The sequence below is a fragment of the Pleomorphomonas diazotrophica genome, from assembly GCF_002844595.1.
In the GTDB taxonomy this organism is placed as follows: Bacteria; Pseudomonadota; Alphaproteobacteria; order Rhizobiales; family Pleomorphomonadaceae; genus Pleomorphomonas; species Pleomorphomonas diazotrophica.
The window spans coordinates 1-12,417 of sequence record NZ_PJNW01000013.1; the positions used below are offsets into that span (position 1 = coordinate 1).

The following is a 12,417-nucleotide window of genomic DNA, read 5'->3' on the forward strand; positions in this document are numbered from 1 at the left end:
GTTACGACCGATACGACCAAAGCCGTTGATGGCGACCTTTACTGCCATTGTCTGTCTCCTGATGCTGAGGCGGGCATCTTCCGGCCCGATCCTCGTTTGGAATGAAGGATGACTCGGTGGGTTCCGGGCCATTCCCCAACTTTCCTCGCCTGACGGGGAGGGCGATGATCGCCATCCCCGCCGGGCAAACCGTCAACCCAACTTGACCGTGGCGAGCTCGGCGATGTGGCTCGCGGAAATGCCGAACTTCTCGTAGAGCAGCTCGATCGGCGCCGAGGCGCCGAAGCCGGTCATGCCGACGAAGATGCCGTCCGAGCCGATGATCTCGTCCCAGCCCATGCGCAGGGCGGCTTCGACGCCGACCTTCACCTTGGCGCCGCCGATGACTTCGGCGCGGTAGGCGTCCGACTGGGCGCGGAAGTTCTCGAAGCTCGGCACCGAGACGACGCGCGTCGGGTGGCCGGCCGCGTCGAGCAGCTTCTTGGCGTCGAGGGCGATGGCGACCTCGGAGCCGGTGGCGAAGATCGACACCTCGGCGCGGCCCTCGGCGGCAGCAACTTCATAGGCGCCCTTGGCGACCTTGTTGTCGGCACTGACCTCGAAGCGGACCGCCGGCAGGTTCTGGCGCGACAGCGCCAGGGTCGTCGGACCCTTCTTGTGGGTGAGCGCGAACTCCCAGGCCTCGGCCGTCTCATAGGCGTCGGCCGGGCGGATCACCGTCATGTTGGGGATGGCGCGCAGCGAGGCCAGATGCTCGATCGGCTGATGCGTCGGGCCGTCCTCGCCGAGACCGATGGAGTCATGGGTCATGACGTAGACGACGCGCTGGTGCATCAGCGCCGACAGGCGCATGGCCGGACGGGCGTAGTCGGAGAACACCAGGAAGGTGCCACCGTAGGGGATGAAGCCGCCATGCAGCGCGATGCCGTTCATGGCAGCGCCCATGCCGAACTCGCGGATGCCGTAGTGGATGTAGCTGCCCTTGTAGTCGGGCGCCTTCACCGCTTCCTGGCCCTTGGTCTTGGTCAGGTTGGAGCCGGTGAGGTCGGCCGAGCCGCCGGCCATCTCGGGGATGGAGCCGTTGACGACTTCGAGGGCCATTTCGGAGGCCTTGCGCGAGGCGACCTTCGGCAGTTCGGCGACCAGCTTGGCCTTGTAGGCGGCCATGGCGTCAAAGAAGGCGGCCGGCAGGTCGCCCTTGATGCGGCGGTCGAACTCGGCGCGCTTCTTGGCGTCGAGGGCGTTGTAGCGAGCGGTCCAGGCGTCGCGGTCCTTGGCGGCGCGCTTGCCGGCCGCACGCCAGTCGGCGAGGATGTCGGCCGGAATTTCGAAGGCCGGGTAGGGCCAGCCGAGCTTCTCGCGGGCGCCGGCGATTTCCTCGGCGCCGAGCGGAGCGCCGTGGACGGCATGGGTGCCGGCCTTCTTGGGCGCGCCGAAGCCGATGGTCGTCTTGGCGGCGATCAGCACCGGCTTGTCGGATTTCTTGGCGCGCTCGAGCGCGGCGAGGATGGCGACGGGGTCATGGCCGTCGACGGCGTCGGTGTTCCAGCCGGCGGCGCGGAAGCGGGCCGGGATGTCGCCGCTCTCGGACACCGAGATCGGGCCGTCGATGGAAATGCCGTTGTCGTCCCAGATCAGCACGAGCTTGTTGAGCTTGAGGTGACCGGCCAGCGAGATCGCCTCGTGGCTGATGCCTTCCATCAGGCAGCCGTCGCCGGCCAGCACATAGGTGCGATGGTCGACGAGGTCGTCGCCGAACTCGGCGTTCAGCATGCGCTCGGCGAGCGCGAAGCCGACCGACATGGCAAGGCCCTGGCCGAGCGGACCGGTGGTGGTCTCGATGCCCTGGGCATAGCCGTATTCCGGGTGGCCGGCGCACTTGGAGCCCCACTGGCGGAAGGTCTTGAGGTCGTCCATGCTGACGTCCTCGACACCGATCAGATGGAGAACGGAATAGAGCAGCATGGAGCCGTGGCCGGCCGACAGGATGAAGCGGTCGCGGTCGGGCCAGGCGGGGGCGGCGGCGTCGAACTTGATGACGTCACCGAAAAGAACAGTGGCGATGTCCGCGGTGCCCATGGGCATGCCGGGGTGGCCGGACTTGGCCTTTTCGACAGCATCCATCGCGAGTGCGCGGATGGCGTTGGCCATATTCTTGTACCGGGCAGAGTCAGTCATTGTTATTTCCTGACAGGATTTGGCCGGAAAACTCCTTGGGCAAGCCAAACGACGGACAAATACGTATCTTCCGGCAGACACGACGCGCCATTACGTCTTTCGGCTAAAGCGGCCGATCAATAGCAGGGCGGTATCATCTGTCAATGACAACAGGCCCCGGCCAAAGCGCTCGCAGGCCAAAAAAGGGGAAAGCTGGTATTTTCCCAGATCGCCCAACAAACGGACCGTTGTCAGGTCATTATCTTTATGGCAACCAAACCAGATAACAGATGAGTTCTCCGGCCGATTTTCTGTCGACCCGGTGGAGCATCCGGAGGCGGTCATGGCCGGAGCGGCGTCTTTGGACGCGGCCTTTGAAAGGCTCGACCAGGCGCTCGGGCGCCTGGAACTTGCGGTGGAGCGGCGGCTAGCCGGCGAGCGCACCATTTCCGGCCTCGAGGACGAGTTGTTCCGCCTCGGGGAGGATCGCTCGCGCCTCGCGGGCGACCTTGACGACGCCCTTGCCAAGGCCGGCCGGCTGGAAGACGCCAATCGCGAAGTCTCCCGTCGCCTCGTCGCCGCCATGGAGTCGATCCGCTCCGTTCTCGATACCCATGGAGGCTGACCCCTTGAGCCAGGTGACGGTGACGATTGCCGGCAAGACCTACCGCATGGCCTGCGACGACGGCCAGGAGGAGCATCTCTACGGGCTCGCCAGCCGTCTCGACAGCATCATCAACGAGATCCGCGGCGTGTTCGGCGAGATCGGCGACCAGCGGCTCACCGTGATGAGTGCCATCACCGTGCTCGACCAGCTGTCGGAGACCGAACGGCGCCTGAAGGGGCTCGAGGCCGAGGCGCGCTCGCTACGCGAGAGCCGCGACGCGCTGCTCGAGCGCCAGGGAGAGGTCGAGCGCCGCCTCGCCGAGAAGCTGATCGCCGCCGCCGCCCGCATCGAGGCCACCGCCGAAAAGATGGTTTGACCCAAAGCCGGCCTGGCCGGCCAGCAGCCCGACGGACATGGGCTTTCGTCTACTGGTGGCAACGATGAAATCGAGTCACCTTCTCCTTGGTATGGCTCGACATTTTCTCCGAAGGTCCATGCAGACGGCGCAGAGCTGATGCGGCGAAAGCACCGTTGCCTCGCTACGGATAATTCCATATATGGGGCGCGACAGGATTTTTCGGGGAACTTTCATGGCCAGTCACGAGCAGGCAACTGAAGAACGCGGAACCAGCCCCTGGTCGGTGCTCGCGGTCATGGTGGCCATCCTCGTGATCGGCATCGGAGCGGTGGCCCTGTTCGGCTATCCCGCCCTGATCGTTCTTGCCCTGGTCGGCACGGCGGCGATGCTTGTCACGCTCGTCGTCATGACGGCCGGTCGGTAACGGCTACTGCGATCCGCGCAGCGACTGGGGCGGTGGGCTTACCTACCGCCCCTTCTTTTTGTCCGGAGTTTTTTTGTCAGGGTTGGGCTCTTTGCCGGGCCGCCGGTCTCGCCTATATAGGTGACGTGGCGTAGCTGCGCTTCTCGTTAGGAATCAACATCCCCGGGGCCTTAATGATCCTGAAGGGAGCTGTCCCCGCCCGAACCCGTGGGTTTGGGCACACGGCGCCCACCTACGTTGTAGGTTTCCCGGGATCACACTCCGACGGTCGTTCGTGGGCGCCACACCCTCCTTCCGCCGGCTAGCGGTCTTCCCTGACGTCAGGAGGCGTATCATTTCCGTCAACGCCACCGACCCCACCCACCCCTTGATTGCCGCCGAGAAGGCGCGCGTGCGCAAGCTGGCGCTCGGCCGCCGCGATGGGATCGACCCGGTGGCACGGGCCGAGGGATCGGCGGCCATTTCGGAGGCGGTGCTGGCGCTCGATCTTGCGCCTGGCGCGGCCATCTCCGCCTTCCTGCCGATCCTGAGCGAAGTCGACCTCACCGAGACCATCGCCCGGCTCGACGAACGCGGCCATCCGGTCGGCCTGCCGGTGATGGTGAAGAGCGGCCTCGTCTTCCGCCGCGTCCGGCCGGGCGATGCACTGGTGCCGCTCGGCTTCGGCACGCGCGGTCCCGGCCCCGATGCGCCGGAAATCATCCCCGACGTGCTGCTGATGCCGCTCACTGCCTTCGACCGGCAGGGCGGCCGGGTCGGCTACGGGCGCGGCTTCTACGACCGCGCCGTCGCGGATTTGCGTGCGGCCGGCCGTTTTCCCCGCTTGATCGGCATCGCCTTCTCGGTGCAGGAAGTGGCAGCGGTGCCCATGGAACCCCATGACGCGCCACTGGACATGATCGTCACCGAGCGGAACGTCTTCCGCTTCGCCTGACGCCTTCGATTGGACGTGGGAGAAGGCCGGATAATGCGCTTGCTGTTCGTGGGAGACGTGGTCGGCCGCTCCGGCCGCAATGCCATTTCCGACATCCTGCCGGGCCTCATTTCCGATTATGCGCTCGACCTCGTGGTGGTCAACGGCGAGAACGCCGCCGGCGGCTTCGGCATCACCGAGGAGATCTGCCAGGATTTCCTCGACGCCGGCGCCGACGTGGTGACCACCGGCAACCATGCCTGGGACCAGCGCGAGGCCCTCGTCTTCATCGAGCGGCAGCCGCAGCTCTTGCGGCCGGCCAACTATCCGCCGGGCACGCCGGGGCGCGGCGCCACGGTGGCCATTGCCAGGAATGGCGCCCGCGTGCTGGTGGTCAACGTCATGGGCCGCGTCTACATGGACGCGCTCGACGATCCCTTCGCCGCCGCCGATCGCGAGCTTCAGGCCTGCCCGCTCGGCGATATGGCCGACGCCGTGGTGGTGGACATGCATGCCGAGGCGACGAGCGAGAAGCAGGCGATGGGCCACTATCTCGACGGTCGGGCCTCCCTGGTCGTCGGCACCCATACCCATGTGCCGACCGCCGATCACCAGATCCTCGATGGCGGCACCGCCTATCTCTCCGACGCCGGCATGACCGGCGACTATGACAGCGTGCTCGGCATGGAAAAGGACGAGCCGGTCAACCGCTTCCTGCGCAAGATCCCGACCGCCCGCTTCCAGCCGGCGCTGGGCGAGCCGACGCTGTGCGGCGTCGCCGTCGAGGTGAGCGATTCCACCGGCCTTGCCGAGGCGATCGGCCCGGTCCGGATCGGCGGCCGTCTCTCGGAGGCACTACCGACGTTTTGGTAGGACCCCCGGCTGGATTTAGGGCCAACAAACGCCTATAAGGCGCCCCATTCGTGGATTTGTGCCGTGATCGATGGTCGCGGGAGGCGTGTGCATGCGCCCCGCGCCCTTTCGCGGTTCCCTCAGGAGGCACTATGGCCGGTCATTCACAGTTCAAGAACATCATGCACCGCAAGGGCGCGCAGGACGCCAAGCGGTCGAAGATCTTCGCCAAGCTCGCCCGCGAAGTCACGGTGGCGGCCAAGATCGGCGGCGCCGATCCGGCGATGAATGCCCGCCTGCGTCTCGCCATTCTCAACGCGCGCGCCGAAAACATGCCCAAGGACAACATCGACCGGGCGATCAAGAAGGCGGCCGGCGCCGACACGGAGAATTTCGACGAGGTGCGCTACGAGGGTTACGGCCCGGGCGGCACCGCCGTCATCGTCGAGGCCCTGACCGACAATCGCAACCGCACCGCCTCGGTGGTCCGCTCGATCTTCACCAAGGCCGGCGGCGCGCTCGGCGAAACCGGCTCGGTCGGCTTCATGTTCGATCGCCTCGGCGAGATCAGCTATCCGCTTTCTGCCGGTTCCAACGACGCCGTTCTGGAAGCCGCCATCGAGGCCGGCGCCGATGACGTCGAATCCGACGAGGAAGGCCACTTCATCTACTGCGCCTTCGAATCGATGGGCGAAGTGACCAAGGCGCTGGAAGCCTCGCTGGGCGCCGCCGCGTCGATCAAGTCGGTCTGGAAGCCGAAGACCACGTCGAACCTCGATGAGGAAAAGGCCCAGAGCCTGATGAAGATGGTCGACCTTCTGGAAGACGACGACGACGTGCAGAACGTCTACACCAACATGGAAGTCTCCGACGAAGTGGCGGCCAAGCTCGCGAGCTGAGGCCGACCTTTATGCGGATCTGCGCCCGCCGCTGCCCATGGGGTGACGGCGGGCGTTTTGTTTGGAGACATGGGGTGGTTTTCTCGTGCTATCGTCTTCGCCGGAGGTGAACGATGAGCGAGAGCGGACATTCCGGCGGTTGCCAATGCGGGCGGGTGCGGTTCCGCGTCGATGGCGCCCTCGGGCGGGCGAGCATCTGCCATTGCCGCATGTGCCAGAAGGCCTTCGGCTCCTTCTTCGGGCCGCTGGTGTCGGCGCCCAACGAAGGCCTTACCTGGACGCGCGGCGAACCCTCGTGGTTTCAGAGCTCCAACAAGGTGCGGCGTGGCTTCTGCAATCACTGCGGCACGCCGCTCGCCTATGACTGGGGCGGGCCGGCGCTGGAGCTGGCCATTGGCGCCTTCGACGACCCGGAAAGCGTGCCGCCGACCATCCAGGTTGGCCTCGGCCACCGGATGAGCTGGTTCTCCCGCCTCGCCGGCCTGCCGACCCGAACGCCAGAGGAACAGGAGAAGGTCGATCGCTTCCAGGCCGACATCGTCTCCTTCCAGCATCCGGACCGGGACACCTGACGCCGACGGCGTCCTGTTCCGGTTAAGTCTCTGTTTTCTCGCATCACCTCCGCTTCACGGAAATGTTCACGGGCGAGGGCTAGGCACAGGGCGTGGTGACTCCTAGAAATGCGTGCATATACCCCCATTTCTGGTCCCGTCCTTCCGCCAGCTTTCCATCAGGAGCCTTTCCATGCCCACGCTTTTCGATCCCGTGCGCCTCGGCGCCCTCGAACTCAGCAATCGCATCATCATGGCGCCGCTGACGCGCGCCCGCGCCACCGACGACCGCATCCCCACCGACGTGATGCGCGAGTATTACGAGCAGCGCGCGACGGCCGGCCTCATCCTCACCGAGGCGACCATCGTCACGCCGAAGGGCGCCGGCTACGCCCGCACGCCCGGCATCTATTCCGACGCCCAGGTCGAGGCCTGGAAGCCGATCACCGAGGCGGTGCATCGCCGGGGCGGCAAGATCGTCATGCAGCTCTGGCACGTCGGCCGCATTTCCGATCCGTCGCTGCTCGACGGCGACCTGCCGGTGGCGCCGAGCGCCCTTCAGCCGGCCGGCCACGTCAGCCTGCTGCGGCCGATCCGCCCCTATCCGACGCCGCGCGCCCTCGACATCGAGGAGATCCCCGCGATCGTCGAGGCCTATCGTCAGGGCGCGGAAAACGCCCGCAAGGCCGGCTTCGACGGCGTGGAGCTCCATGGTGCCAACGGCTATCTGCTCGACCAGTTCCTGCAGGACCGGACGAACAAGCGCACCGACGCCTACGGCGGCCCGGTGGAGAATCGCGCCCGGCTGATGCTGGAGGCAGTGGACGCGGCGATCAGCGTCTGGGGCGCCAGCCGCGTCGGCCTGCATCTCGCCCCGCGCGGCGACAGCCACGACATGGGCGACAGCGACCCGAAGGCCACCTTCGGCTATGTCGCCCGCGAGGCGGGCAAGCGCGGCCTCGCCTTCATCTTCACTCGCGAGCATCTGGGCGATGATCGCCTGACGCCTTATCTCAAGGAGCAGTTCGGCGGCGCGTTCATTGCCAACGAGGGCTTCACCTTCGATCAGGCGACGGCGGAAGTCGCCGCCGGGCGGGCCGACGCGGTCGCCTGGGGCAAGGAGTTCATCGCCAACCCCGACCTCGTCGAGCGCTTCCGGGCCGGTTCGGCGCGCAACCCGCTGGTGCCCGAGACGATCTATGCCGAGGGCGCCCGTGGCTATACCGATTATCCGGCGCTGGAGTCGGTAACGGCCTGACCGATCCGGCAAATCGCTTGCAGTGAAAGGCGCCCCGCGGCGAGAGCGGGGCGTTTCGTCGTTCGATGATCAGGTGTCGGCCGCGTCCGCGCGATATTCCAGGATGTCGCCGGGCTGGCAGTCCAGCACCTCGCAGATCTTGGCCAGCGTCTCAAAGCGGACGCCGCGCACCTTGCCGGACTTCAACAGCGACAGGTTGGCCTCGGTGATGCCGATGGCGGCGGCGAGCTCCTTGGAGCGCATCTTGCGCCGTGCCAGGACGACGTCGAGGTTGACGATGATGGCCATCGCTCAGATGAAGCTCCGGTTTTCCTCGGCAATGCCGAGCGCTTCCTGCATCACCAGCGAGAAGACGAGGAACAGGAAGCCGAGCATCAGGCCGGCCAGTGCCTGCGAGTCGATTCCGATCGTGAGCATGTGGTGCCCCGGCGGGTTGGCCGAGGTCATGAGAAGGGTCACCAAGGTCTTGCAGACGACGGTGGCGGCGCAGCTCGAAAATGCCAGCCAGCCGACGCGGCCGAGCCGGCGCGGAACCGCAGGATCGAACACCGAACCGTCGGCGAACAGACGGAAGAGCCGTCCGAGTTCGACGAGCATGACGACCAGCAATGCGATCGGGGCCATCGCAACGACACCCGCAGCGCCAATCATCAGCGGGGTGGGCGTCACCATGACCCCGTCGGCCGACTTGACGAGCCAGTCGGTGAGCGCGCCCTCGACCAGCCAGAGGTAGGAAGTGGCGAGCACGATGAGCGCCGCGGATGCAAAGCTGGTCCATGAGGCGAAGCCGGCAAGCCGCGTCAGTCGGCGATGGCGCGGCGTGCTGGTCGGAGCCTGCGCCATGTCTGTGAGTGTAAGTGAGTTCATGGTGTCCACACCTTACTTGCGTTGACATAATTATCGTAATTCAATAATTCAGCATCGTCAAACAGAAATTACGGATCGTCGCTGGCGATCCGAGGCGTCGTATCCGCCGCGAGATTCGCCGGTCGTCCGGCGGCGTCAATGATGGCGCGTCCGTCGCCGATGCCGTCGAGGTCGAGACGGGCGGTTTGGCCGTCGCGTGGTGGCCGTTTCAGCGCATTGCCACCGTCCCGAACAACCAGCCGACCGGCATCGGCCAGAGCGATGATCCGACTGCGGGCGAGGCCGAGTTCGACGGCTAGGAGGCGATCGAGGCGCAGGCCGACCGGGTAGGGTAGGGCGAGCATGATGTCGATGCCCACCGAGGCCGTGGTGCCGCCGATCACCGCCTTTTCGACGGTCACATCGTCGGACTGAATGATCGTCGGCGTCTTGCGGCGCAGGGCGGCGAGGTCGAAGGCGAGACGGCGGATGAAGGCGGGATCGCCCGATCTCAGCGCGGCAAGCTCGACGGGCGGAATGTCGGCGGCGAGGCGCCGCTCGAAGATTGGCCGGTTCCAGGTGCGGTCGCAGTCGTCGCACTTGTAGATCAGCCAGGCGTCGAGCCGCTTGCCGTTGGCATTGACGCGGACCTTGCCGCTCTGGTGGAAGGGACGGTCGCCGCCGCAGGTCGGGCAGGCGAAGACGGGACGGGGGCAGTCGCGCGGAACGAGGGTCCAGCGGACGGAAAGGCGGTCGGACATACCAGGGTCTTCCTTGAAGGAAGTCCAGCGGCATGGCGGACGAGGCCCGGAAATGCGGGCACGGCTTGGCGGATGCGCGAGTTGTCCAGAGTGGGGTACGGCGGTGTGCCGACGGCGGCAAAGCCAGGCCGGTCTCGATCCGCCACCCGATGGACGTCAAAAGCCGTTCGGAAACTTACGTTTCCGATATGCGGGTGCTGCAGGATGAGACCGGCATTACAACGGCAAGGCGACGCCTCTTCAGTTCACTCGAACGGAGCGGCTCAATAGCACGACGGGCATCAGGTGCAACCGGGAAAAGCGATGCCGGTCACCTTGGGTTGTCGTCTGTTGCGGCTCTGCAATGGCGATCAGCCGGCTCTGCCCGGCGGGTGGAGGCCCACATCAGGCCGAGGAGCCCGACGATGACGCCGGTGAGGGCCGTGAGCTGATAGGCTTCGGCCGTCGCTCCGAGAAAGGCGATGGACAGGAGCAGCGTCACGGCCGGCGCGGGGACCGTCACCGAGCTGGCGACGGATACGTCGATATGGCGCACCGCGTGGAACCAGAGGATCAGCTCGACATAATAGGCAAGCCCCATGGCGAGCGCGAAGACCTCGATCATCGGAGCACTCAGGGCGGCGGCGATCGCCGCAGGGCCGTCGACGGCGAGGGCCAGCGGCGTCAGCAGCAGGACGACGATGACGAGGCGCGACGTCGTCACCTCGTTCGGCGTCGCGGCTGTTTTCACAAGCGTCTCCTTCAGGATCACATGCGCCACCGCCCACAGGACGGGCACGGCGAGCGCCACGGCGAACCAGGGCGAGAGGCCTGTCATCCGCCAGCGTCCCCCCGTCGCAAGGTGGAACAGAGCGCCAACGATCAGCAGCGTGAACAGGAGTTCCGTCCGGCTCTTGCGGCGGCCGAACAGCGCCGCCTCCAGGCTGGCGGCCAGCAGCGGATAGATCTGCAGGGCGATGGCGGCGTTGACGGCGCCGACCTTCTCGAAGCCCAGCACATAGGCCCAGGCGGCCAGCGCGAACAGCACGCCGGTGAACAGGGCGGTGCCCAGAATCGCGCCTCGTTGGCCTTCCGGCAGGCCCGACCGGAAGAGGCCGCCCTTGCCAGCCCGCGCCTCGGCGAGGGTAAGCGGCAACGAGAAGACGAGCTGCCAGACCGAATAGAGCAGGGCGAAGGTGAGCGCGCTCGCCCCGGCCGGACGTCCACCGACGATCACCGGCATGGCGCCAAGCAGGATCAGGCAGCAAAGGGCGAGCGTCACGCCGACGCGCGGCGTGCCGGAGAAGGCGGTCATGGCAACATCCGGGACAGAATTGCTATGAATGCATTGGTAGGATTGCCTTGGCATCGATGCAATTTCTATATTGCCGCCATGGCAATCTGGCGTCCCGCTCTCGATCCCGACAGTTCCAACCGCGCGACGGCGATCGCCGATGCCATTGCCGCCGATGTCGCCTCGGGACGATTGGCAGTTGGCGATCGGCTTCCGCCACAGCGGATTCTCGCCTGGGCGCTCGGGCTGTCGCCCAACACGGTGATGCGGGCCTATGACGAGGCGCGTCGCCGGGGGCTGGTGGCCGGCGAGGTGGGGCGCGGCACCTATGTTCGGGTCCCCGCGCCGGCCTTGCCGCGTGGTGGCCTGACGCCGCTCAGCCGGTCCGAGGACGGGCCGGTGGACTTCTCACGCAATCTGCCCTTCACCGGTGCGGCGGCGGAGGAGCTTGCCGCGACGCTGACCGAGCTTGGCAAGGAGCCGGGGCTTGCCGATTTCCTCGATCGCGGCGAGGAGAGGGTGCGGGCGCCGCAGCTTGCCGCCGCGGCTGCCTTTGTCGGCCGCATCGGTCTTGAGGTTCCGTCATCGAGCATCGCCCTTGCCAACGGCGGTCAGCAGGGCGTCTTCTCGGCGCTGATGGCGCTTTCGCGCCCCGGAGATGCGCTGGTGGTCGAAGCGCTCACCTACCAGCCGGTGATGGCCATGGCGCTCCATCTCGGGCTTCGTCTGGTGCCGGCTGCCATGGATGGCGAGGGCGTGCTGCCGGACGCTTTCGAGGCTGCGGTTCGGCGCAGCGGCGCCCGTCTCGCCTATCTCATGCCCACGCTGCACACGCCGACCACCGCGACGCTTGGATTGGACCGCCGGCGGGAGATCGCCGCCATCGCCGAACGGCGCGAGGTGACGATCATCGAGGACGACGTCTTCGGCTTCCTGCCGAGAGAGCGGCCCGTCCCGATCGCCGCGCTGGCGTCCTCCCGCACGGTCTTCGTGACGTCGGTCTCCAAATCGATGGCCCCCGGCCTTCGCGTCGGCTATGTCGCGGCGCCCGGCCCGCTCCTTTCCCCCATCGAGGCGGCCATCGCCGTCTCGTCCTGGATGCCGCCGCCGCTGATGGCGGAGATCGCCCGCCGCTGGATCGTCGATGGCACCGGTGCCCGGCTCAACGCGGCGCAGCAGGCGCATGCCGCTCGACGACAAGTCTTGGCGCGCCGGTCCCTCGGCAACCGGGCCTATGCGGCCGATCCCCAGGGACTGCATCTCTGGCTGCCGCTGCCGCCGGAGTGGCCAGTGAGCTCCTTCGTGGCTGCGGCGCACGAGGCCGGCGTGCGGGTCAATGCCGGCGATCTCTTCGCGGTCGGTGCCGACAAACCGTCGGCCGTTCGGCTCTGCCTCAGTCATGAGATGGATGATCGCCGCGTCGAGGAGGGCCTTACCGTCATCGCCAGCCTTCTGGCCGGCGGTGGCCGCATCGTCCCTTGATGGACGGAAAGCAGCGGGCGCATCAGCCGGACGAGG

General features: G+C 66.7%; 14 protein-coding genes and 1 other RNA gene. 10 read left to right on the forward strand and 5 right to left on the reverse strand.

Features of this window, described 5'->3' with window-relative positions; all coding sequences use genetic code 11:
- Positions 1–192: 192 nt before the first annotated feature.
- Entirely contained in the window at positions 193–2,226 is a 2,034-nt protein-coding gene (gene tkt / locus CXZ10_RS15425; protein ID WP_425298965.1) for a transketolase, read from the reverse strand.
- A 274-nt stretch (positions 2,227–2,500) separates the two neighbouring features.
- Here tkt and CXZ10_RS15430 point away from each other — a divergent pair, with 274 nt between their 5' ends.
- From CXZ10_RS15430 to CXZ10_RS15470, 9 genes are all read left to right on the forward strand, one after another.
- Positions 2,501–2,782: a DUF4164 domain-containing protein gene (locus tag CXZ10_RS15430; RefSeq protein ID WP_026784299.1), complete on the forward strand. Its 282-nt coding sequence runs from the start codon at positions 2,501–2,503 to the stop codon at positions 2,780–2,782.
- A gap of 4 nt (positions 2,783–2,786) precedes the next feature.
- A complete protein-coding gene (locus CXZ10_RS15435; RefSeq protein WP_101290257.1) occupies positions 2,787–3,140 on the forward strand; it encodes a cell division protein ZapA in 354 nt (117 codons plus the stop codon).
- A 214-nt stretch (positions 3,141–3,354) separates the two neighbouring features.
- Positions 3,355–3,546, forward strand: a complete 192-nt coding sequence (locus tag CXZ10_RS15440; protein WP_101290258.1) for a hypothetical protein — start codon at positions 3,355–3,357, stop codon at positions 3,544–3,546.
- 128 nt (positions 3,547–3,674) lie between these two features.
- A non-coding RNA gene (gene ssrS / locus CXZ10_RS15445) (6S RNA) lies at positions 3,675–3,831 on the forward strand.
- Between the two features lie 82 nt (positions 3,832–3,913).
- Positions 3,914–4,480 carry a 5-formyltetrahydrofolate cyclo-ligase gene (locus CXZ10_RS15450; protein WP_425298966.1) on the forward strand — a complete coding sequence of 189 codons (567 nt, stop codon included), beginning with the start codon at positions 3,914–3,916 and terminating at the stop codon, positions 4,478–4,480.
- Between the two features lie 33 nt (positions 4,481–4,513).
- On the forward strand, positions 4,514–5,332 hold the full coding sequence (locus CXZ10_RS15455; RefSeq protein WP_101290259.1) for a TIGR00282 family metallophosphoesterase: 819 nt from the start codon (positions 4,514–4,516) through the stop codon (positions 5,330–5,332).
- Positions 5,333–5,463: 131 nt separating this feature from the next.
- Positions 5,464–6,210, forward strand: a complete 747-nt coding sequence (locus CXZ10_RS15460; RefSeq protein WP_101290260.1) for a YebC/PmpR family DNA-binding transcriptional regulator — start codon at positions 5,464–5,466, stop codon at positions 6,208–6,210.
- A gap of 113 nt (positions 6,211–6,323) precedes the next feature.
- A complete protein-coding gene (locus CXZ10_RS15465) occupies positions 6,324–6,782 on the forward strand; it encodes a GFA family protein (RefSeq protein ID WP_101290261.1) in 459 nt (152 codons plus the stop codon).
- A gap of 172 nt (positions 6,783–6,954) precedes the next feature.
- Entirely contained in the window at positions 6,955–8,019 is a 1,065-nt protein-coding gene (locus CXZ10_RS15470; protein WP_101290262.1) for an alkene reductase, read from the forward strand.
- Positions 8,020–8,088: 69 nt separating this feature from the next.
- On the opposite strand, the gene CXZ10_RS15475 is transcribed toward CXZ10_RS15470, so the two are convergent.
- From CXZ10_RS15475 to CXZ10_RS21365, 4 genes are all read right to left on the reverse strand, one after another.
- The gene (locus CXZ10_RS15475) at positions 8,089–8,307 is read right to left on the reverse strand and encodes a helix-turn-helix domain-containing protein (protein ID WP_101290263.1); all 219 of its coding nucleotides are present in this window, start codon (positions 8,305–8,307) and stop codon (positions 8,089–8,091) included.
- Between the two features lie 3 nt (positions 8,308–8,310).
- The gene (locus tag CXZ10_RS15480; RefSeq protein ID WP_101290264.1) at positions 8,311–8,886 is read right to left on the reverse strand and encodes a DUF2975 domain-containing protein; all 576 of its coding nucleotides are present in this window, start codon (positions 8,884–8,886) and stop codon (positions 8,311–8,313) included.
- 68 nt (positions 8,887–8,954) lie between these two features.
- Positions 8,955–9,626: a DUF1062 domain-containing protein gene (locus CXZ10_RS15485; RefSeq protein ID WP_101290265.1), complete on the reverse strand. Its 672-nt coding sequence runs from the start codon at positions 9,624–9,626 to the stop codon at positions 8,955–8,957.
- Between the two features lie 310 nt (positions 9,627–9,936).
- On the reverse strand, positions 9,937–10,920 hold the full coding sequence (locus CXZ10_RS21365) for a DMT family transporter (RefSeq protein WP_180336024.1): 984 nt from the start codon (positions 10,918–10,920) through the stop codon (positions 9,937–9,939).
- Positions 10,921–10,998: 78 nt separating this feature from the next.
- Here CXZ10_RS21365 and CXZ10_RS21370 point away from each other — a divergent pair, with 78 nt between their 5' ends.
- Entirely contained in the window at positions 10,999–12,381 is a 1,383-nt protein-coding gene (locus tag CXZ10_RS21370) for an aminotransferase-like domain-containing protein (RefSeq protein WP_180336025.1), read from the forward strand.
- Positions 12,382–12,417: the final 36 nt, after the last annotated feature.

Bases quoted from the DNA above. Each gene is read 5' to 3' on its own strand.
- CXZ10_RS15430 (WP_026784299.1), top strand. From the start codon at position 2,501: ATGGCCGGAGCGGCGTCTTTGGACGCGGCCTTTGAAAGGCTCGACCAG.
- CXZ10_RS15440 (WP_101290258.1), top strand. From the start codon at position 3,355: ATGGCCAGTCACGAGCAGGCAACTGAAGAACGCGGAACCAGCCCCTGG.
- CXZ10_RS15455 (WP_101290259.1), top strand. From the start codon at position 4,514: ATGCGCTTGCTGTTCGTGGGAGACGTGGTCGGCCGCTCCGGCCGCAAT.
- CXZ10_RS15460 (WP_101290260.1), top strand. From the start codon at position 5,464: ATGGCCGGTCATTCACAGTTCAAGAACATCATGCACCGCAAGGGCGCG.
- CXZ10_RS15465 (WP_101290261.1), top strand. From the start codon at position 6,324: ATGAGCGAGAGCGGACATTCCGGCGGTTGCCAATGCGGGCGGGTGCGG.
- CXZ10_RS15470 (WP_101290262.1), top strand. From the start codon at position 6,955: ATGCCCACGCTTTTCGATCCCGTGCGCCTCGGCGCCCTCGAACTCAGC.
- CXZ10_RS15475 (WP_101290263.1), bottom strand. From the start codon at position 8,307: ATGGCCATCATCGTCAACCTCGACGTCGTCCTGGCACGGCGCAAGATG.
- CXZ10_RS15480 (WP_101290264.1), bottom strand. From the start codon at position 8,886: ATGAACTCACTTACACTCACAGACATGGCGCAGGCTCCGACCAGCACG.
- CXZ10_RS15485 (WP_101290265.1), bottom strand. From the start codon at position 9,626: ATGTCCGACCGCCTTTCCGTCCGCTGGACCCTCGTTCCGCGCGACTGC.
- CXZ10_RS21365 (WP_180336024.1), bottom strand. From the start codon at position 10,920: ATGACCGCCTTCTCCGGCACGCCGCGCGTCGGCGTGACGCTCGCCCTT.
- CXZ10_RS21370 (WP_180336025.1), top strand. From the start codon at position 10,999: ATGGCAATCTGGCGTCCCGCTCTCGATCCCGACAGTTCCAACCGCGCG.